This is a genomic window from Pseudomonas sp. MWU16-30323 (assembly GCF_020515595.1).
GTDB classification, from domain to species: domain Bacteria; phylum Pseudomonadota; class Gammaproteobacteria; order Pseudomonadales; family Pseudomonadaceae; genus Aquipseudomonas; species Aquipseudomonas yamanorum.
Genome location: NZ_JAIWYM010000037.1, coordinates 15,036 through 36,204, shown reverse-complemented (window position 1 = coordinate 36,204; position 21,169 = coordinate 15,036). Strand labels below are relative to the sequence as shown.

Sequence of the window (21,169 nt, the reverse complement as noted above, 5' to 3'; positions counted from 1 at the left end):
CCATGAGCCTACTGCTTAGCCGTCGGGACTTTCTCGGCTACAGCGTGACCGTCGGCGGCGGCTTGCTGCTGGCCGGTTGCGGCCCCGCTGACACGCCCAAAAACGTCACCGGCAACGATCAACCCCGCTACGGCGGGCGCCTGCGCCTGGGGATTCTCGACGGCAACCAGAGCGGCAACCTCGATGCCCACAAGCCCATTGGCAGCGGCATCGTTCGCGGCTTTGCGTTGTACAGCAAGCTCTGGGAATGGGACGAGCAGATGCAGCCGCGCCTGGCTCTGGCCGAGTTCGCGGAGCCGAATGCCGACGCCAGCAGCTGGACCCTGCGCCTGCGCCCCGGCCTGGAATTCCACAACGGCAAGACCATCGACGCCGACGACCTGATCTTCTCGATCCGCCGCCTCACCGACCCGCAGCTGGCCTCGCCCTACGCGGCGCTGCTGCACTGGGTGGACCGCGACAACCTGGTCAAGCTCGACAACCGCACCGTGCGCCTGAGCTTCCGGGAGGGGCGTAGCTACATGCCGCTGGCAGAAACCTGGGTCAATTTCGGCGGCATCGTGCCGGTGGACTACCACCCGGTCACCAACCCGGTGGGCGCCGGCCCCTACAAGCTCAAAAGCTTCACCCCCGGCCAACGCTCACTGTTTACCCGCTTCGAGAACTACTACAAGGACGGCAAGCCCTACGCCGATGAGCTGGAGATCATCGACTTCAAGGATCAGGTCTCGCGCCTGGCCGCCCTGCGTTCCGGGCAAATCGACATGGCCAACGTGATGCCCACCGAGCAGTTGCCGATCCTGCAAAAGGACCCGCGCCTGAAGGTGATCACCTCGGTGACCGGTAACTGGCTGTCGTTCGACATGAACCTCGACAAGCCGCCGTTCAACGACCCACGGGTGCGCGAAGCGTTTCGCCTGATGGCCGACCGCGAAGAACTGATGCGCCGCGCGTTGAATGGCCAGGGCCGGGTGGCCAATGACCTGTATGCGCCCAGCGACCCGACCTTCAACCACGACCTCGGGCCACGCCCCTACGACCCGCAACGGGCGGCGCAACTGCTCAAGGACGCCGGCCAGGAAAACCTCGAGGTGGAATTGATCACCACTCCGGGGCCTGGCTTGAGTTCGGCGCTGGTGCTGGCCGAGCAGGCCAAGCGCATTGGCGTGACCCTGAAGGTCAAGCAGGTGGACCTGGCGACTTTCCAGGGCCCGTTGAAAAACGACTGGACCCTGAGCACCGGCGGCAGCATCGGCGCGCCGTTCCTGGCCAGTGCGATCCATACCGACGCGCCGTTTGCGGTGTCCAACAAGACCCACTTCAACGACCCGCAATTCAGCGAGCTGTTCCTGGCCGCCATGGCCCAGCCCGACCTGGAAAAACGCAAGGCCCTGGTGCATCAGGTCCAGCAGATCCAGTACGAGCGCGGCGGGATGCTGATCTGGGGCTACGCCGACTTGCTCGACAGCGTTTCCACCCGCGTCGGCGGGGCGCAGTCGGAAGAGTCGCTGTTCAGCACCTGGCGCTTTGAAAAGCTCTGGCTCAAAGACACGGCCTGACCCACTTACAACGCATCGCCCTGTAGGAGCCGGCTTGCCGGCGATGGCGTCCGGTCGACCGGCGCAGGGCCCAAGGGCCTCATCGCCGGCAAGCCGGCTCCTACAAGGGACCGTGCGCTCTTCATTGTTTTTTATGGGGCACCTCTGCCATGCACGCTATCGCCTTGCGTTTACCTCTGCTGCTGGCCGCAAGCCTGCCAATCCAGGCGTTTGCCGCCGATACCCAACTGCAAACCGTGACCGTGCAGGCCAGTGCCAGCCAGTCCGATGATGATGCCCTGCCCACCCGCCCGCCGACGTCGGTGTACGGCGGCACGGAGACCAAGGTCCTCGACACGCCGCGTTCGGTGGTGCAGATCAACGCCGAGCAGTTGGCCAACGACTCGATCCGCAGCGCCGATGACCTGGTCAAATACGCCCCCGGCATCACCCGGGGCGGCGGCCAGAACGCCGGCATCGCCCCGCAGTTTCGCGCCCAGGGCTCCGAGGTATTCCAGGACGGCCAGCGCGGTTACGGCGTGCGCCACCCGGCGAACTTCAACGCCTACGAAGGCGCCGACATCGTCGCCGGGCCGTCGTCGGTCACCTACGGTTCGGTGTCCGGCAGCGGCGGCTATGTGAACTACCTGAGCAAGAAACCCGACTTCAATGAGTTCAAGACCAAGCTCAGCGGTGAACTGGGCTCGTGGATACCGGACGGCACGTCCCGCAGTTCCAACAAATTCAGCATCGACAATACCGGGCCACTGAACGACAACCTGGCCTATCGCCTGAGCATCACCAAGCAGCGCCAGCAGGACTTCTACGACAACGTCGACAACAATTTCGACGCGTTCTACGGCGCCCTCGCCTGGCGCAACGACAACGTGCGGGTGGACTGGAACGCCAGCTACGACAACTACTACGACTACAACATCACCCACGGCTGGAACCGCGCCACCCAGGACCTGGTGGACAACGGCAAGTACTACGCCGGGCGCGCCACGCCGATTATCCAGAACGGCAACACCCTGTGGTCGCCGGTGCTGGCCTCTGGCGCCGCCGATGCGCCAACCCTCGGCTGGGTCAAGCGCCAGCGCAATGCCCAGGGCCAATACAGCGTGGTGGACGGCAGCTTCCAGACCGCCTCGCCCAACACCCAGAGCAACCCCGGCAGCCTGCGGGGCTGGGTGTATGACCCGACGCTGGCGGGCAACGGCGAACGCTCGCTGTCCTCGCAAACCGGGCAACGCAAGGAAGACGAAAGCAGCTCCCGGCGCTTTACCACGCAACTGCGCGTCGAGGCCGACTTGTCGCCCACCATCACGCTGGCCAACAGCACGTTCTACGAACGCTCCAAGGACATCACCGATGCCGTGGGTTCGTTCCAGGTGCAGTCCAAAGACAACATCTTCGACAACCGCTTCGAATTCCGCTCGCGCAATGAAACCCGCCTGGGCGGCTGGACCCTGCGGGATGACAGCAACACCGGCCTGATCTATCGCCGCGAATTCAACCAATCGATTGCGGCCAATAACAGCTTCGGCTCCACCATCAACGCCTATGACCTGACCCAGAACCCCTCGGGCAAGAACCCCGGCGACCTGCTGGGCCTTACCGGTGCCAACCCCGCCGGCGGCAATGGCGCATGGATCGGCCAGCCCGGCGTGCCGCAGTATTCCAACTACTACGGCTGGCTGAACCTGCCACCGATGTACCCGGCCGGGCACGGGCTCTACGCCGAGTCTGTAGCGCCCTACACCGCCGAAAGCACCTGGACCACCAAGACCCTGTTCAGCCAGCACAACCTCAAGTACGGCGACTACTTCGGCCTGAACATCGGTGCCAGCCGCAGCTGGATCGAGGCCGAGATCGACAACCCGTTCGTGCTCGCCGGCGGCAACCCGCGCAAGGACAGCGACAACTACCGGCTGTTCGCGTTCCAGGTCAGCCCCTACGTCAAGCCCACGGAAAACACCACGCTGTACTACACCTTCGATCGCTCGCTGGCGGTCAACACCGGGTTCTTCTCCAACGGCCTGGGCTGGGGCAGCGGCAGTGGCGCCAACCAGCTCAACCCGTTGGCGTTCCAAAGCCTGAGCGTGTTGCACGAAGTGGGCGTGAAGGTCGAAGCGGTGCCCAACCAATTGTTCATGACCCTGGCCGCGTTCAAGCAGGCTCGGGACCAGGCGCCAGACAGCAACAACAGCATCGCGCGGCTGGTGATCAAGGGCGTGGAAGCCACCGTGCGCTATCAGCCGGATGACCACCTGCGCAGCGGCCTGAACCTGTCCAAGCTCAATGCCTACAACGAATTCACCTCCCAGGCGGGATTTGCATCGGCCGGGTTCGTGCCCGACAACGGCACGGTGTTCGGCGATAACAACAGCCTCAACCAGCGACCTTCCGGGCGTTTCGACGCGGTGCAGATTCCCGAATACACCGCCAGTGGCTACGTCGACTACCGCTTCGACTCGGGCTTTGGCGCCGAGCTGTCCGGCTGGTGGACCAGCAACTGGTACCTGAACCTGAGCAAGACCGTAAAGATCCCCAACGAATACAACCTCGACCTTGCCGTGTACTACCGCCAGCCGCAGTGGAGCACCACCTTGCGCGTGCTGAACCTGACCAACGAACTGAACTTCGTCAGCGGCCTGGCCGGCTCCACCAACACCTTCCTGCAACCGATGCCGGGCCGCACCTTGCTGGCCCAGGTCGACTACCAGTTCTAACCCTCAAAGGAGCCCCAGCATGTCCATTGAATTTGTCGGCATGATCTTCCCCCGCCAATGGTCCGAGACCCGTGGCGTGCGCAGCCCGGATTTCGACCTCGACTTTATCCGCCACCACGCCCGCGCCCATGAACACGCAGGCTTTGACCGGGTACTGATCGCCAGCGGGCCCGGCAGCGCCGACAGCCTGCAAATCGCCGCCTACGCGGCGGCGCACACCGAGCGCCTGGGCTTCATGATCGCCCACCGCCCGGGGCTCACTGCGCCGACGGTCGCAGCCCGCGCGTTTGCCACGCTGGACCACACCACCGGCGGCGGGCGCATTCGCCTGCATGCCATCACCGGCATCACCGCCGAACCCCAGGAAGGCGACTTCCTGCTGGACAAGACCGAGCGCTACCAACGCACCGACGAATACCTGGAGATCGTGCGGCGCACCTGGACCGCCGAGGAGCCTTTCGACTTCGAGGGCAAGTACTTCAACATCAAGGGCGCGTTTTCCCCGGTCAAGCCGCTGCAACAGCCGCATATCCCGATTTCGTTTGGCGGCTCGTCGGACATTGCCTACCAGATTGCGGTCAAGCATGCGGACCTGTATGCGCTGTGGGGCGAACCGTTGAGCGGTGTGGCGGAGCAGATTGCCAAGCTCAAGGCGGCGGCCAGTGCGGCGGGTGTACAGGCGCCAAGGGTGAGTTTGTCGGTGCGCCTTATCTTGGGCGCGACCGAGGAACTGGCCTGGCAGCGGGCCGAGCAGATTCTGGAGCAGATCAAGGCCAACCCGCAGTTCGCGGCGGGCAGCCCGTGGCAGAAGCGGATCAAGGGAACGGGATCGGAACGGTTGCTGGCAGCGGCGGCTTTAGGCGATCGGCATGACCGCGCGTTGTGGATGCCGACGGCGACGGCCGTTGGGGCGTATGGCGACACCACGGCATTGGTGGGCACACCGGAGACCGTGGCCCAGGCGCTGCTGGATTATGTGGATCTGGGGGTCACGACGTTTTTGAACCGGGGGTACGACCCGCTGTATGACACCGTGGATTATGGGCGGTGGATCATCCCGGCGGTGCGCGAAGAGGCTCGGCGCCGCAAGGCCGCGTAAAGGCGGCCTCCGCTATCGCCGGCAAGCCGGCTCCTACAGGTGTGCGCCTTTTACCGTAGGCGCCGGCTTGCCGGCGATCACTGCGCAGCAGTGCCAATCAGCCCAGCGATGGCGAATGCTCCAGCAATGTCTGCGTATACGCCGCCTGCGGCTGATCCAGCACGCTATCCACCGCGCCCTGCTCCACCACCCGCCCGACCTTCAGCACCAACACCCGGTCGGCAATCGCCCGCACCACGCCCAGGTCATGGGTGACGAACAGCAACGTCAACCCGTCCCGCTGCAACTGGCGCAGCAAATCCAGAATCGACGCCTGCACCGAGACGTCCAGCGCCGAGGTGATTTCATCGCAGATCAGCAGCTTCGGTTCGCACAGCAATGCCCGGGCAATTGCCACGCGCTGGCGCTCACCGCCGGACAGGCTATGGGGATACAACTCGCCCACCGAAGCCGGCAGCGACACCCGCTTGAGCACCGCCTCCACCCGCTCACGCGCGGCACTGCCTTTAACCGCAAAGAAGTGCTCCAGCGGTGCGCTCAAGGTTTGGTACACCGTCTGCCGGGGATTCAATGCCCGGTACGGGTTCTGGAAGATGTACTGAATCTGGTGCCGCAAGCCCGCCTCGCGCTGCCGTGCCTGTAACGGCAGCGGTTGCCCCGCGTAACGCAGCTCGCCTTCGGCATTCTCCCCCAACCCGGCAACGGCCCGCGCCAGGCTGGTCTTGCCGGAACCGGACTCGCCCACCAGCGCCAGGCACTCCCCCGGCAGCAATTGCAGGGACACGTCAAACAGCACCTGGCGGTCGTACGCCACGTTCAACCCGCTGATTTCCAGCAAGGCCTTGTCGGTGCGCGCGTCCACCGCAGCAATCGGCGCCAGGGCGATGCGCTGCAACGGCTGACCATGGGGTGCAAGACACGCCACTTCATGCCCTGGCGACAGCGGCTGCAATAGCGGTTCCTGCTGCGAACACCCTGCCCGAAAACGCTCGCACCGCGGCCCGAAGCCACAGCCTTGAGGCCGCTGCCCAGGCGCGGGGGCATGCCCGCCAATCGCCCGTAATTCTCGGCGCCCGGCCACATCGGGAATCGCCGCCAACAAGCCCCGGGTGTAGGGATGGGATGGCCGACTGAACAAGGCGTCCCGAGTAGCCGTTTCAACAATCCGCCCGGCGTACATCACCATCACCCGGTCCACCAGGTCCTTGATCACCGCCAGGTCATGGGACACATACACCGCCGCCACGCCCTGGCTTTTGCACAAGCGGCGCAAGGTGGCGAGGATATGCGCCTGGGTGGTGACGTCCAGGGCGGTGGTCGGTTCGTCCAGCACGATCAGCCGCGGTTGCAGCACAAACGCCAGGGCCAGCATCACTCGCTGTTGCTGGCCGCCGGACAGTTGATGAGGGAAACGGCGCAAGAACTGCGGGTCATCCGGCAAGCCGACATCACGCAAGGTTTCAATGATGCGCTGTCGCTGCGCCGCCTTGTCCAGGCGCAGTTGATGCACCGCCAGGGTTTCATCCAACAGGCTGCCAATGCGCAACGCCGGGTTGAGCGCCGTGGCCGGGTCCTGGGCGACATAACCGATCAGGCTGCCACGGGCACGGCGCAACGCTTCACCTTCCAGGCCCAATAACGCCTGGCCCGCGACATGCACCTGGCCACCGACAATCTGTGCGCCGCGTCGGGCATGGGCCAGCAGCGCGGTAGCCAAGGTGGTCTTGCCGGACCCCGACTCACCCACCAGCCCGAGGATTTCCCCGGCTTCCAGGCTGAAGGACACGCCGGACAACACGTCCACCTGCCCCGCCAATTCAACCCGCAAGCCACTGACCTGCAGCACCGTCGTCGTCATCTGCGCGATTGCATTCATGGCTGTTTTTCTCCCAGGCGTGCGCTGCTGCGGCCGATGCCTTCAGCGAGGATATTGGTGCCATAGGCAAACACGCCGATCAGCACAGCGGGGGCCAACACCGCCAAGGGCTGCACCAGCAACCCGGCCTGGTTTTCATTGATCATCAAGCCCCAGTCCGCCGTCGGCGGCGCCACGCCATAACCGAGGAAGCTCAGGCCCGAGAGCATGCCCACCCCCCAGGTCAGCATGTTGCCAAAGTGCACCAGCAACGGCGTAAGGATGTTCGGCAGGATCTCCTTGAACAGGATCCGCCGCCGCGAGTAGCCCATCATCTGCGCGGCCTCGACAAACTCCTGCCCCGCCACTGCCACCGCGCTGGCCCGCGCCAGGCGGATCACCCCCGGGATAAACGCAATCGACACCGTGAGCACGATCAACCACGGCGCGCGGCCGAGCATCGAGACAATCAACAGCACCAGAATCAGGTCGGGGAACGCCAGGGACACGTCCGCCAGCCAGGTGATCAACTGGTCCAGGCGCCGCCGCGACAGCCCCGCAAGCAAGCCGAGAGTACTGCCGACGGCCAGGGCAATGCTCGCCGCCGCCACGGACATCCACAGCACCGAGAGGCCGCCGCTGAGCAGCCGCGACAACACGTCATGCCCCAGGAAGTCATACCCGAGCAGCGCCCACCCCGTGGGCGCGCCGTACACCGGCCCGACCATGTCCGTCGAGCCATGGGGCGCCAGCAACGGACCGAACAGCGCCACGGCAATGACCAGCAAGGTGATCAGCGCGCCCTTGCGGGTTTGCGGTTCGGCCAGCCAGCGGGAAATTCGCGTCTTGCTCATGCATCACCTCGGGAGCGCCGCCACCACGGGGTGATTCCCCGGCGGTTGCGCGAAATCAGGGTCACGCGACGGGCCGTGCGCAGCTTGGGCGTGAGCAGCACCGTCAACAGGTCGGCCAACAGGTTGATCAGCACCACCGCCAGGGTGATCACCAGCACGATGGCCTGGATCATCGGCAAGTCGCGCATCTGGATCGCCGCGTTAAGGGCGGTGCCGATGCCGGGGTAACTGAAGATCACTTCGGCCAGCACTGCGCCGCCGATCAGCGTGCGCAAGGTCAGCGCCACGCCCTGGATCGCCGGGACCAGCGCGTTGGGCAAGGTATGCCGCCACACGATCCGCCAATGGGGAATGCCCCGCAGCCGTGCGGCGATCACGTAGTCGGACTCCAGCGCGTCGATCATCGCGGCGCGCACCATGCGCGTGAGGTACGGCAGCGCCGACAGGCTCAGAGCCAGAACCGGCAGCACCAGGAACGGCAACTGGCGCCGCAGCAACTGATCCGGGTCGAGGATCGACACCGCCGGCAACCAGTCCATATGCGGCATGGAAAACAGCAGCACCAGGCCGATGGCCAACAGAAAGCCCGGCGTGGCCTTGAGGAAAATCAGCAACGACAGGCTCCAGCGGTCAAGGTGGCTGTCGCGGCGCAGCGCCAGGTACACGCCGAGGCCCAGCGCCGCCGGCACCACCACGGCGATCACCCCGGCGAGCAACGCCAGGGTGTAGCCGAAACGCCCCCACAGGATGCTGCCGACCGGCGCGTTGGAATCCAGTGACACCCCGAGGTCGCCACTCAGGGCCGAGCCGAGCCAGCGCAGGTATTGGCGCAGGATCGGTTGGTCCAGCCCCAGTTGATGTTGCAGGGTGAGGATGCTTTCCAGTGGCGCGTCGGGGCCGAGGATCACCCGGGCCGGGTCCGATGGCAGCGCCTGGGTGGCGATAAACACCACCAGGCTGATCACCCACGCGGTGAGCAGGCCGTAGCCCAGGCGGCCGATAAACCACGATAACCAGGCCGGCGTTCGCAGGGGTTTAGACATGGTTCAACCACAGCTCGTCAAAGCGCCAGGAGGCGAAGGTGGTCTGTTCCGGCGCAAGGCCGCCGACCCGTACCGAGGCGGCGTCCAGCACATCGTTGAAACCCCAGATCAGCAGGCCACCGCGTTCGTGTTGAATCTGCTGGGCCTCGTGCACCAGGCCTTTGCGCAATTGCACATCCGGCTGGGCCAGGGCCTGGCGATACAGCGCATCGAAACGCTGGTCATGGAAGTTGCTGCGGTTGTAGATCGCCAAGGGCGCGTCGTTGTGCAACGCCGACGCGAGAAACCCACGGGCCGGGGTCGAACCCGGTGAGAGTTGCCACTGCTCGCGCTGCGGGCCGTTGAATACCGCGCCGTCGACCTGGGTCACGCGGACCTCCACGCCAGCCTTCTTCGCCTGTTGGGCAAACACCAAAGCGGCATTCACGCCGGAGCCTGACGGGGTCGTCAGCTCCACCCGCAGATCGGTCTGCCCGGCCTGGCGCAGCAGCGAGCGCGCTTGCTCAAGGTCATGGGGTCGCTGCGCAATGTCGCGGTTGTAGGTGGGGTCGTGGGGCGAGTACAGGTCATTGGCGATGCGCCCGAAACCGTTGAGGCCCCGGTCCACCAACTCTTGCCGATCAGCCAGCAAGCGAAACGCCTGGCGCACCCGTACGTCGTCAAACGGCGGCTTGGCCAGGTTCAGGTTGAAGCCGGTAAACGAGGTGCTGGGCGACACGCACAGCGACAGGCGCGAGTCGGCCTTGAGCAGCGCGCTGTGCTCGGCCTGCACGCCGCTGGCGACATCGATCTGCCCGGCACGCAATGCGGCCACCCGCGAGACCTGGTCCTTGAATTCGATGATTTCCAGTTCGTCGGCATAAGGCTGGCCGGGTTTGTAGTAATTCTCGAACCGGCTGTAGAGCGAGCGCTGGCCGGGCACGAAGCGCTTGAGGTTGTAGGGGCCGGCACCCACCGGATTGGTGATGGGGTCGTAGTCGGTGGGCACGATGCCGCCGAAGCTGATCAGGGTTTCATCCAGCGGGAAAAAGCTCTGGCCCTCCTTGAAACGGATTTCGATGGTGCGTTCATCCAGCTTGCGCAGCGCATTGCGGTCGATGGCGCCCACCAGTCCGGCAAACGGCGAGGCAAGTTTCGGATCGGTGAGGCGCAGCAGCGAGAACAGCATGTCGTCGGCGCCGATGGTCTTGCCGTGGTGGAACTCCAGGCCCGGCTTGATGCGGATGGTCCAGGCGCTGGCATCGGCGTTCGGCTCGGCGAACTCGGCCAGGGCCAGGCGGGTACTGACGTCGGTGTTCCATTCCCAGAACTTGCTGTACAGCGCCCAGCCGCGAATGATCCCGCCGCCCACCGGTTTGTGGGCATCGAGGTTGCCGGACTGGTCGCCGTCGATAATGCCGATGCGCAGGCGTCCGCCGGTGGTCGGTGTGGTCGACAACACCGCAGTCGGCGCCGCCCCGCTGTCACAACCACCCAGCAGCAAGCCGCCGCCGATGGCCAGGCTGTTGCCGAGAAACACTCGGCGGGAAAATCCTTCGCTCATCAGCTACGCCTCTTGCTGCTGCACGGCGTTCAGACGCGGCACATCAAAACCATGGTCCAGGTCGAGCAACGGGAACAGCAGGTCTGCCACCCGGTGCGCCTCATCGATCAGCGGGAAACCCGACAGGATGAACGCCGAGGTGCCCTGGGCTTCGTACTCACGGATACGCTCGGCCACTTGTTCGGCGCTGCCCACCAGGTAAGTGCCGGCGGCCGGGCCGAGGATGTTGAAGCCGAACAGGCTCGGGCCGAGCCACACGTTAGGGTAGATCTCCAGCTCGCGAGCCGTGGGCAGGCGGCCGGCGCGAATGGTCTCGACGTTGCGCTGGGTTTGCGGGTCGTCGCTGTGGTAATCCTCGAAGCTCACCCCGGGTGGCAACTGGCGCTCGATGGCATTGCGCGCAGTTTGCAGCGAGGTGCGTTGCAGCAGTTTCTCGGCGTGGGCCCAGGCTTCTTCTTCGGTCTCGCGCACGATGATTTGCAGGCGGGTACCGAAGGTCAGCTCACGGCCGATCTTCGCGGCTTCGGCGGCGACCTTGCGGAACTTGTCCCCCAGCTTTGGCGGCGTATTGGCGAAGCTCAGGTACACGTCCAGCAATTGCACCGAGTGTTCCACCCCTGGCCCCGAGGTGCCGGCGCCCCACAGCGGGATGCCCGGTTTCTGGTACGGCGGATGCCAGCCGCCCAGCGGATGCTTGGCCGCTCCCGGCGCACGCGGTGCGAGCTTGACGTATTGGCCGTCATAACCCCGAGTATCGCCGGCATAGAAGCCCTGGAAGGCGCGCCAGTATTCGAGGCTGAAGGCGTAGCGCTCATCGTGGGGGTAATGCACGCCGAGGGTCGCCAGGCCCGCATCATTGCCATTGACCACGTTGAACAGCAGGCGGCCATTGGAGAATTGGTCGAAGGTCAGGGCCCATTTGGCCAGGACTGCCGGTGACAGCTCGCCCGGGTGTTGCGCCACCAGGAAACGCAGGCGCTGGGTGGCGTCGATCAGCGAGGCGGCCACCGCCAGGCTTTCGTTGGGGCTGGAGCCCAGCAGCGAGCCGTAGAAACCCAGGCGATCACTGGCGACCGCGAGTTGCTTGAGATGCTGGAAGTCGGTCTTCCAGCGCCCTTCGGGCTCCCAGGGATAAGGGCCGTCGGGGGTGGTGAGGTACCAGAGAATTTTTACCGCCATGGGGCAACATCCTTGAATGGAACCGCCCCTTGTAGGAGCCGGCTTACCGGCGATGACGGTGGCACATCCAACAGGAATGTCGCCTGATGCACCGCTATCGCCGGCAAGCCGGCTCATACAGGGGGCGTGGTGGTTTCAGTCACCGTGATAAGGGTGTGTTCAGTTTTTGCGGTCGATGGCGGGGACCAGGCCCAGCGCCGTGGCTTGCTCAAACAACCCACTCATCTTCCACTGCTGGGTCAACACCCCCGGCCCGTATGCCCGCGAACCGCCCAGGGCATCCGCCAGCAATTGCAGTTGCGCGCCCTCTTCCAGCAACAGGATGAACTCAGCCGTGGCCCGCAACCCCTGCTTGCCCCACACCGTGGAGCCGCCGTTGGCTTCGAGGATCGCCAGGTTGAAGGGGTTTTCCGCGATCTTGTCGAGGATGAAATCCACTTCCTGCTGGCGACGGTCGATGTACACCGGCAGTTCCCGCGCCAACTGGTAACGCTGCACCGGCACGTAATGGAACGGCAGCGTGCGGTGGGTCTGGGCCCAGGCCCCAAGGTACGGCGAGTGCACGTGGGACACGGTGGTCACGTCTGCATGCTGCTGGAACAGCTTGGTGTAGCGCCCCAGGCCGCCCTTGCCCTTGCCGACAATCACGTTGCCGGCAAAGTCGGTGACGGTGGCCTGCAGCGGCTTGCGGTAGTTCCACGGGCCGCCGTAGTTGACCGACACCAGCAGTTCCTGGCCCGGCACGCGCTCAATAAAGCCTACGGTGCCGTTGGCGGTGATGGTGTTGGTTTCGCGGAAGACCGTGAAGGCTTCTTCGGCTTCCAGCAGGACCTTGTCGATAAAGGCCTGCAGTTCCTGGGTGATCGGTTGGGCGTGGACAATGGCAGTCATGGCAATTTCTCCGGGTTCAGGCGCGGCGCTTGGCCAACAGTTCATGGGCAGCTTGCAGAGGGCGCGGGTCGACCCAGTCGGCGATCGCAAAATCGCGCTCCAGGAAGCCGTGCAGGTACAGGAAGTCTTTCTGGATGCCGAGGAAATCCAGGCGCTCGGCCGACAGGTCCGGCGCCAGGGTGGTATGGAAATCACCGCGATAGGCCTCGGCCACACCGGCACTGCCGGCGCGGGTTTCTTCTTCGAGAATCGCGTTCAGGCCGTCGCGATTGTTCGCGGCCCAGTCAGCCGCGTTCAGGGTTTGTGCGAGGAAACGCACCACCAGGTCAAAGTGGTTGTCCAGCAGGCTCTGGTGGACAGTGATCGGGCGCGGCGTGCCGTTGTTGATGCGGTAGCGCGGCTCGGCGATCAGGTCCAGGTCGATGCCCACCACCAGGCCCAGACGGCGCGCGGCGTCGGCGGCCGAAGCGCCCTTGACGTACACCGCGTCCACTTCGCCGCGCGCCAGGTAATCGAGGCCCGACCACAGGCGTTGCAAACCTTCCTGTGGGTTGGGCGCCTGCTCCTGATCGTGCAGCGCGACCTCCACCAGTTGCACGTCATCAAAGCCCAGGCCGGCCAGGCTCAACGCGCCTTTGTAACCGTGCAGGCTCATGGCCCGGGCGATGCTCCCCGGACGGCTGTCACCCCAGGCCGGCAAGGCCAGGCGCTTGCCTTTCAAATGCTCGGGACGCGTGATGCCGGAGTCCGGGCGGACCAGGATGGTTTGCCATTCCTCGATCCAGGTCAGGCCGATCAAACGGCTCGGCGCGCCGGCGGCACGGGCGGCCAATGCCGGCACATTACCGCCTTCGCGAAACAGCCCCGGCAGCTCGTGATCGTAGTGGTGATGGCCCAGTTGACGGGCCTCCTGCAAGGTCGAGACCGACAGGCCGTCGGCGGCGAATTCGTCGCCCAGCCAACCGAGTTTGTAGGCGATGCCGGAGGCGGTCGGTACCGGGCAGCGGGTAAACCAGATCTGCTCAAGCGCTGGCTTGGGCAGGATCGCGGAAAGGGTCATGGGCAGCTCCATTGAATTGGGCAAGGCAGTCCATGGAGGTATTGCAGAGGCCGTGCCAATTGGCCAAAGCCCCGGTTTGCAGGGCTTTGGCGCAAAGAGTCGAAGTACTGTTGCTGGCCTGTCAGCAGCGCTGCTGCTGGCCCAGCAGTCACCCGTTCGCCACTGCTGCCCCAGCAACACTCCGTTATCGCAGGCCCCGCCAGGGGTGGTTTTCGGCATTGGCGCAGAACTTGCTCAAGGCACCTTCAATGCCCGACATCCAGCGCAATCCCCTGTAGGAGCTGGCGTGCCAGCGATGGTGGTTAACGATGACGTGTACTGACGGGTTTACGCGGTGCACTTGAGTCCATCGCTGGCAAGCCGGCTCCTGCAGAGGGGCTTAAACACACGGGCCAAATCAGGGGAAGAAACTATGAGTACGTTCGAACAGGTACCGGTACGCCAACTGCACAGCGAGGCCGAAGCCATTGCCGCAGCCAAGGAGATCGCCGTGGAGATCGCCGCGATTGCCGCCGACAGCAGCCAGAACGGCCAGTTGCCGTGGCGCCAGGCGCAACTGCTGTCCCAAAGCGGCCTGACCGCCATCGGTGTGCCCAAGGCATTCGGCGGGCTGGGGGCCTCGGTGCAAACCATCGTCGAAACCGTGCGCCTGGTCTCGGTGGCCGATGGTGGTGTGGGCCAGTTGCTGCAGATTCACAACGTGATGCTGCGGGGCATCTTCAACGGCTATCCGGATGCGGTGCGTGATCGCCTGGTGGCCGATGTGCTGGCCGGCAAGCGCTTTGGCAACGCCCTGGCGGAAGTCGGCGGCAAGAACAAGTTCGCCCTCAAGACCCGCGTCGAGCGGCGTGCAGATGGCAAGCTGGTACTCAATGGCAGCAAGTTCTACTCCACCGGTTCCTACCTTGCCGAATGGATCTCCCTGACCGCGGCCTCGGATGACGGCGGCGCCGGCGTGCTGCTCAACCGCAACGCACCGGGCCTGACCCTGGTGGATGACTGGGAAGCCTTCGGCCAGAAAAACTCGGTCAGCGGCACGGTGAATTTCGACAATATCGAGCTGGATGAAGACTTCGTTTCGAAGCGCAAGGGCCCGATGAAACGCACCGGCCTGACCTTCCCGCAGATCCTGCATGCGGCGATCGATACCGGGATTGCCTCGGGCGCGCTGACCGCGGCGGTGGAGTACCTCAAGCACAACGCCCGGCCCTGGGTGGAAAGCGGCGTGGACCACGCCAATGAAGAGCCGCACATCATCAAGCAAATCGGTGAATACGCGGTGGCCCTGCGTGCAGCCGAGTCGCTGCTGCGGGATGCGGCGCGGGTGTTCGACGCACATGAGCTGGACCCGGAGAACAAGGAACTGCAGGACGAATTGATCCTGTCGGTGGCCACGGCACGGGCGCATTCGGACAGTGCTTCGTTGAAGATCTCCAGCGATATTTTCTCGTTGCTGGGGGCCAGTTCGTCGCTGAGCAAATGGAACCTCGACCGGTTCTGGCGCAACGCCCGGGTGCATACCACCCACGACCCGATTCGCTGGCGCTTGCACCATGTGGGCAACTACTACCTGAACGGGATTGATCCGGGGGAGTACACGGCGATCCTCAATGCCAAGGAAACCCAGGGCGCTACCACTCGCTAGACCAGCCCAACACATCCCTGTGGCGAGTGAGCTTGGTCCCGCTGGACTGCGCAGCAGGCCCTGTTTTTGGGGTCGCTTCGCAACCCGGCGGGAGCAAGCTCCCTCGCCACAGTTTGGGAAGGATCAATAAACCCAATGAGCTTTTCATGATCGAAAAACACCCCCTTCTGCGCAGCCTGGCGATCTACCGCGAAATGCCCTGGCGCTTCGCTCTGGTCGCCGGGCTGTTCGTGGCCATCAACCTCGGCCTGGTCTGGCAACAATGGCTGATCGGCCATGCGGTCAACGATGTCAGCGCCGGTCGCGCAGTAATCCGCCACGCCGACGGCAGCCTCGATGCCAGCCTTGGCTGGCACTGGCTGTGGCTGATGCTCGCCGTGGCCCTGGGCCGTGGCGCGCTGCAATACGCCGCCAGCGTCATGTCCCTGGTGCTCAGCCAGGAACTGCTGACGCGCCTGCGCGAACGCATCCTCGCCCAGGTGCAAAGCCTGCACCTGGGTTATCACTGGCAGCACGGCATGGGCGAGATGATCACCCGCACCACCCGCGATGCCGACAAGGTACGTGACGCGCTGATCACCTTCTGGCGCCAGGTGGTGGAAACCCCGCTGGTGGTGTTGGCCACCGTGGGTCTGTTGAGCTGGTACAACCCGTGGCTGGGCTTGGTACCGCTGCTGCTGACCGTCACCGGACTGTGGATTTTCGTGCTGCAAACCGAACGCCTGGTTGAACTCGACCGCAGCGTCGGCGCGGCCTACGACCGCGTCAACCAGGACCTCAGTGAAGGCATCGGCGGGGTGCGTGTGATCAAATCCTTTGCCCTTGAGCAGAGCCGTATCCAGGGCTTTTCCGAACAGGTTGCAGTGTTCGCAGGCTTGGCCCGCCAGGCGCTGGCCTATTCCAGTTCACGCATTCCGCTGCCCCAGGCCGTGGTCGCCCTCGGCCATGTGTGGATCCTGGTCTACGGCGCCCACCTGGTGGCGGCCGGTCAGTTGGGCATCGGTGAACTGGTGACCTCGCTGCTGATCGCCACCACCCTGGTATTTCGCATCGAAGGCATTGGCCGGGTGATGCAAACCTTCGCCGATGCCCGGGCCAGTGCCGAACGTATCTGGCAACTGCTGGACGCCCCCGCAGCGATACGCAGTGGCAGCGCCACCCTGCCCGCTTCGCCCCTGTGGTTGCGCCTGGAGCACGTCAGTGTCAGCGCTCCCGGCGGTGGGCGGGACATTCTGCATGACTGCTCGCTGGCCCTGGTGCCCGGCGAAATTGTCGCGTTGGTGGGCGCCACCGGCACCGGGAAAAGCCTGCTGGCCAGCCTGTTGCCACGCCTCACTGATGTGAGCACCGGGCGCGTGCTGCTGGGCAATGACGGCGCTGGCTGGCAAGACATTCGCGAACTTGACCTCGGTGCGTTGCGCCAACGGGTGCACGTGGTGCCGCAAGAGAGCTTCCTGTTCGCCGGCAGCCTCGCCGCCAACCTGCGCCTGAACGCTCCCGACGCCACTGATGAGCAATTGCTTGAAGCCCTGCGCCTCGCCGCAGCGGACGACATCTTGCTGCGCCTGCCCCACGGCCTGGCCACGCCGCTGGGTGATCGTGGCGTGACCCTGTCCGGCGGCCAGCGCCAGCGCCTGTGCCTGGCGCGGGCGCTGCTGGGCCAACCGGACATCCTGTGCCTGGACGACGCCACCAGCGCCCTCGACGCCATCAGCGAACGGCACGTACTGAACAACCTGCGAGAACTGCGCGGCACCACCGTGCTGGTGATCTCCAGCAAGTTGTCGACCATCCTCCTGGCCGACCGGGTGCTGATGCTCGCGGACGGCAAAATCGCCGCCACAGGCACCCACGCCGAACTGCAACACACCCACCCGCACTACCGCGACCTGCTGGGGATCGACCATGGCTAATCCAATCGCCGGCAAAGCCTTGAGCGATATCGAAATTGAAGAAATGCTCGCGAAAAAGGCCCTCGACCGCAGCATGTTCAAACGCTTGCTGCCGCTGCTCAGGCCAATCCGCCGCTCGATTTTCGCGGTGATCGGCATTGAGCTGTTGCTGGTGTTCACGGTGTTTTTGCGACCCTGGTTCGTGCGTGAACTGCTGGACCGTGGCTTGATTCAGCAGGCCGACCACTGGCTGCTGGACGAGCGCCTGGTGCTATGGCTGGGCGCGGGGCTGGCCGCCAGTTGGCTGGTGCGATTCCTGCTGGCCGGGGTCTCGCTGTTTGTTGCCGGCGGCGCGGCGATCCGCGTGCTGAACGCCCTGCGGGTGCAGGTGTTTGCGCATGTCCAGGGCTTGAGCGTCAGCTACTTCGACCAGACCCGTGCCGGGCGGATCATTTCCCGGGTTGACCGCGACGTGGACGCCCTCGAACCCTTGGTGATCCAGGGCCCGCCTGAACTGCTCGGTGCCTTGCTGCGCTGTGGCCTGGCATCGGTGATGTTGTGGCGTATCGACCCGCGTTTCTTCCTCAGCCTGGTGGCCACCGTACCGTTGCTGGTGCTGGCGACCTGGAGTTTCAAGCGGATCTCCCAGCGCAACTGGGCGCGGGTTGCGGAAAACCGCAGCCGTTTTACCGCACACCTGGTGGAAAGCGTCAGCGGCGCGCGGATGCTGCAGCAGTGCGCCCAGGAGACGCCGAACCTGCGGCGTTATCGCGGGCTGTTGGATGACTTCAACCATGCACTGATTCGCGGCAGCTTGCGCTCGGGGTGGTTTGCGCCCTTTACGGCGCTGCTGAGTTCGGCGGGAATCGCCTTGTTATTGCTGGTGGGCGGCTATGGGCTGGCGGCCGGTGAAGTGTCGGTCGGGCAAGTGGCCGAAAGTCTGTTTTACGTGTTCCTGTTCTTGGGGCCGTTGCAGGAGCTGTCGGACCTGTTTGAACGCTACGCCACCGGATCGGCGTCGGCGCAGCGGATTTTCCTGTTGCTCGATACCCAGGCGCAGATTACCGACAGCGCTACACCGCGCCATTTGGACCGAGCGCGGGGTGAGGTGCGGTTCGAGCAGGTGGGTTTCAGTTATGTGCCAAGTGCGCAGGCGCCGGTGATCAATGGGCTGGATTTGCATATTCCTGCGGGTGAGGTGTTGGCGATTGTCGGGCCTTCGGGGCATGGGAAAAGCACGCTGGTGCAGTTGCTCACGCGGTTTTATGAGGTGCAGTCGGGCGTGGTGCGGCTGGATGGGATTGATGTGCGGGAGCTGGCCCAGCATGCGTTGCGGCGCAATGTCGGGGTGGTGTTGCAGGACAATGTGTTGTTCAGCGGGAGCATTCTCGACAACTTGCGGTTAGCGGCGCCGTTGGCGGATGACGCGACCCTGGTCGCGGCGGCCCGGGAGCTGGGCGCCGATGAGGTATTGGAGCGGTTGCCGCATCAGTACCACACCGAGGTTGGGCCTTTGGGAGCGCATTTGAGTCATGGGCAGCGGCAGCTCGTTTGCCTGGTGCGGGCGTATCTGGCGGACCCGGCGGTGCTGGTGCTGGATGAGGCGACTTCGGCGGTGGACATTCACACAGAGCGGCGGATTCAACGGGCGTTGCGCAGGCTGTGTCTGGGGCGCACGGCGATCATCATTGCCCATCGGCTGGCGACGATCCGGGATGCGGACCGGATTGCTGTGGTTCGGCATGGGCAGGTCGTTGAGCTTGGGGCGCATGATGCGTTGATTTATCGTGGGGGGGCTTATGCGGCGTTGTATCAGACGTATTTGCAGAGTGCTCGGGTGGGGGATTTGGTTGTCGGGTGATTGGGGGTATATCCGTTTTTGGGTGATGTTTGAGATTGGTTCCGCTCTTACAGCGGCTCACTTTTGAACAGCCGGAATGCCGGCCCAGTCAAAAGTAAGCAAAACGCTCTTGCCCCACCACTCGGCTCCTCGCCTAGGCTCGGAGTGCCATCACTCCGGCTTTGGACCGTGGGCCGCCGTCATGGGCCATCCCTGGCCCAGGACGGCTAACCCGGCGTCCTGCCGGGTTAGCCACGCTCCAAAGCCTGCGTTCGGCCAGCGTGGTTTAACGGGGCGCCTAAGATCAAGATCAAAAGCAGATCAAGAACACAGCGGCCTACCGGCCGGCTTGAGTGTTTAAAAGCCAAATCAAAAGCTAAAGCAGGCACGGTCCAAATGTAGGAGCTGGCTTGCCAGCGATGGCATCACCTCGGTGTATCTGGAAGACCGAGGTGTCTGCATCGCCGGCAAGCCAGTCCTACAGAAAAGCAGCTCTGGCTTTTGATCTGGCTTTTAACACTCAGGTCGGCTCTCAGGCCGCCGTGCTAATGCCGGAGTGAGGGAACGCCGAGCCACAGCGAGGCGCCGACAGGCGGGGCAGAGCGCTTTGGTTACTTTGCCGCTTTTTGTACGGACCGCAACAACGGATATGTACACAAAGTGCTTCACCTACAGCACCCACTGCTGACCCAGTGTTGCTACAGACGCACCCCCACCCCCAAAAAACCCACAACCGCCTGCCCCCGTTGGCCCAAGCCCCCATGGCATGCCCGTTGCAGTCCCAATCCCCAAAGGTCCCCGCACCCAATACGACTGAACCGGAGCACCCATGACCACTGAATTCTTCTGGCGCCTGCCGCTGGGCACCGACGGCCCCCAACTCACCACCGACAAACACAACCGCGGCAACCCCACCTACCGCCCCGGCAACATCGCACCAGGCCGCCTGCCCAACGGCCAACCCGACGACTTCACCTACATCGACTACATCGCTCAGGTCGCCAAAGCCGCCGAACTCGCCGGCTTCGAAGGCGCCCTGCTGCCCACCGGCCCCGAACCATGGATCGTCGCCGCCGCCCTGGCCCGAGAAACCCGGCGCATCAAATTCCTGATCGCCTTCCAGGCCACCTGGACCCTGCCCGCCTACGCCGCCCAACAAGCCGCGATCCTGCAAAACCTCAGCCGTGGCCGCGTAGAGTGGAACATCATCACCGGCGGCAACCCCGCCAGCCAGCGCGCCAACGGTGACTTCCTCGAACACGACCTGCGCTACAAGCGCACCGGCGAATTCCTCGACATCATCCAGGGCCTCTGGGAGCACGAAAAATTCTCCTACAACGGTGATATCTACCAACTGGAAAACGGCGCCCTGCCCCACGGCCTGCACCACGAACGCAAGCCCGGCGTGTACTTCTCCGGTTTCTCCGACGCCGCCCTCGACGTCGCCGCCAAACACGCCGACGTGTACCTGAACTGGGCCGAACCCATCGACAAGCTCAAGCCACACATCGAGCGCGTGCGCGAACTGGCCGACAAACAAGGCCGCACCGTGCGCTTCGGCCTGCGGGTAGACCTGTTCGCCCGGGAGACCGAGGAGCAAGCCTGGAAAGACCTGCGTCGCCAGTTCGACAAGCTCGAAGGCAAGAGCAGCCAGGTCGCCAAGGGCTTTACCAGCGGCTCGGACTCGGTCGGCGGCGCACGCCAGACCGCGTACCACCAGAACGTCGACCGCTTCGATGACCTGATCATCGGTCCCAACCTGTGGGCCGGTTTCGCCAAAGCCAAACCGGGTCCGACCGTGGGCCTGGTCGGCAGCCACCAGAACATAGCCGAGCGCCTGGTGGAATACCGCGACGCCGGCTTCTCGACCTTCATCCTCGCCGGCAATCCACACCTGGAAGAAGCGTTGCGCATTGGCCAGGAAGTCCTGCCGCTTGTGCACCAACGCCCGGCGATCCAACCTTTGAAAGCCAGCGCCTGAACGCTGTGGGAGAACTC

At 64.4% G+C, this 21,169-nt stretch carries 14 protein-coding genes; 7 read left to right on the top strand and 7 right to left on the bottom strand.

All coding sequences use genetic code 11. The annotated features are described in order from the left end of the window. Positions 1-2: 2 nt before the first annotated feature. The 3 genes from LIY45_RS27100 (at position 3) to LIY45_RS27090 (ending at position 5,369) form a co-directional block, all read left to right on the top strand. Positions 3-1,559 carry an ABC transporter substrate-binding protein gene (locus tag LIY45_RS27100; RefSeq protein ID WP_226478196.1) on the top strand — a complete coding sequence of 519 codons (1,557 nt, stop codon included), beginning with the start codon at positions 3-5 and terminating at the stop codon, positions 1,557-1,559. 149 nt (positions 1,560-1,708) lie between these two features. Continuing rightward, positions 1,709-4,270 carry a TonB-dependent receptor plug domain-containing protein gene (locus LIY45_RS27095; protein WP_087693862.1) on the top strand — a complete coding sequence of 854 codons (2,562 nt, stop codon included), beginning with the start codon at positions 1,709-1,711 and terminating at the stop codon, positions 4,268-4,270. A gap of 19 nt (positions 4,271-4,289) precedes the next feature. After that, entirely contained in the window at positions 4,290-5,369 is a 1,080-nt protein-coding gene (locus tag LIY45_RS27090) for an LLM class flavin-dependent oxidoreductase (protein ID WP_010171267.1), read from the top strand. A gap of 97 nt (positions 5,370-5,466) precedes the next feature. On the opposite strand, the gene LIY45_RS27085 is transcribed toward LIY45_RS27090, so the two are convergent. From LIY45_RS27085 to LIY45_RS27055, 7 genes are all read right to left on the bottom strand, one after another. Continuing rightward, positions 5,467-7,245: an ABC transporter ATP-binding protein gene (locus LIY45_RS27085; protein WP_087693863.1), complete on the bottom strand. Its 1,779-nt coding sequence runs from the start codon at positions 7,243-7,245 to the stop codon at positions 5,467-5,469. After that, positions 7,242-8,078 (bottom strand): ABC transporter permease, encoded by an 837-nt coding sequence (locus LIY45_RS27080; RefSeq protein WP_177081528.1) that lies wholly within the window; start codon positions 8,076-8,078, stop codon positions 7,242-7,244. Before LIY45_RS27080 ends, LIY45_RS27085 begins: the two co-directional genes overlap by 4 nt. Continuing rightward, positions 8,075-9,121, bottom strand: a complete 1,047-nt coding sequence (locus LIY45_RS27075) for an ABC transporter permease (protein WP_177068038.1) — start codon at positions 9,119-9,121, stop codon at positions 8,075-8,077. The genes LIY45_RS27080 and LIY45_RS27075 overlap by 4 nt, the downstream gene beginning before the upstream one ends. Continuing rightward, on the bottom strand, positions 9,114-10,664 hold the full coding sequence (locus LIY45_RS27070) for an ABC transporter substrate-binding protein (RefSeq protein ID WP_226478195.1): 1,551 nt from the start codon (positions 10,662-10,664) through the stop codon (positions 9,114-9,116). Before LIY45_RS27070 ends, LIY45_RS27075 begins: the two co-directional genes overlap by 8 nt. Before the next feature lie 3 nt (positions 10,665-10,667). After that, positions 10,668-11,843 (bottom strand): LLM class flavin-dependent oxidoreductase, encoded by a 1,176-nt coding sequence (locus LIY45_RS27065; protein WP_177051284.1) that lies wholly within the window; start codon positions 11,841-11,843, stop codon positions 10,668-10,670. 159 nt (positions 11,844-12,002) lie between these two features. Then, positions 12,003-12,734 (bottom strand): class II aldolase/adducin family protein, encoded by a 732-nt coding sequence (locus tag LIY45_RS27060; protein ID WP_003216972.1) that lies wholly within the window; start codon positions 12,732-12,734, stop codon positions 12,003-12,005. 16 nt (positions 12,735-12,750) lie between these two features. Next, positions 12,751-13,794 carry an ABC transporter substrate-binding protein gene (locus LIY45_RS27055; protein WP_102605260.1) on the bottom strand — a complete coding sequence of 348 codons (1,044 nt, stop codon included), beginning with the start codon at positions 13,792-13,794 and terminating at the stop codon, positions 12,751-12,753. 412 nt (positions 13,795-14,206) lie between these two features. On the opposite strand from LIY45_RS27055, the gene LIY45_RS27050 reads away from it, so the two are divergent. The 4 genes from LIY45_RS27050 to LIY45_RS27035 all read left to right on the top strand — a co-directional run bounded on the left by LIY45_RS27050 (position 14,207) and on the right by LIY45_RS27035 (position 21,152). Further along, a complete protein-coding gene (locus LIY45_RS27050) occupies positions 14,207-15,439 on the top strand; it encodes an acyl-CoA dehydrogenase family protein (protein WP_177021448.1) in 1,233 nt (410 codons plus the stop codon). 146 nt (positions 15,440-15,585) lie between these two features. Further along, positions 15,586-17,352 (top strand): ABC transporter ATP-binding protein, encoded by a 1,767-nt coding sequence (locus LIY45_RS27045; RefSeq protein WP_003216964.1) that lies wholly within the window; start codon positions 15,586-15,588, stop codon positions 17,350-17,352. Then, positions 17,345-19,192 (top strand): ABC transporter ATP-binding protein, encoded by a 1,848-nt coding sequence (locus tag LIY45_RS27040; RefSeq protein ID WP_226478194.1) that lies wholly within the window; start codon positions 17,345-17,347, stop codon positions 19,190-19,192. The genes LIY45_RS27045 and LIY45_RS27040 overlap by 8 nt, the downstream gene beginning before the upstream one ends. Positions 19,193-20,000: 808 nt before the next feature. Continuing rightward, positions 20,001-21,152: an LLM class flavin-dependent oxidoreductase gene (locus tag LIY45_RS27035; protein ID WP_008430513.1), complete on the top strand. Its 1,152-nt coding sequence runs from the start codon at positions 20,001-20,003 to the stop codon at positions 21,150-21,152. Positions 21,153-21,169 lie beyond the last annotated feature (17 nt).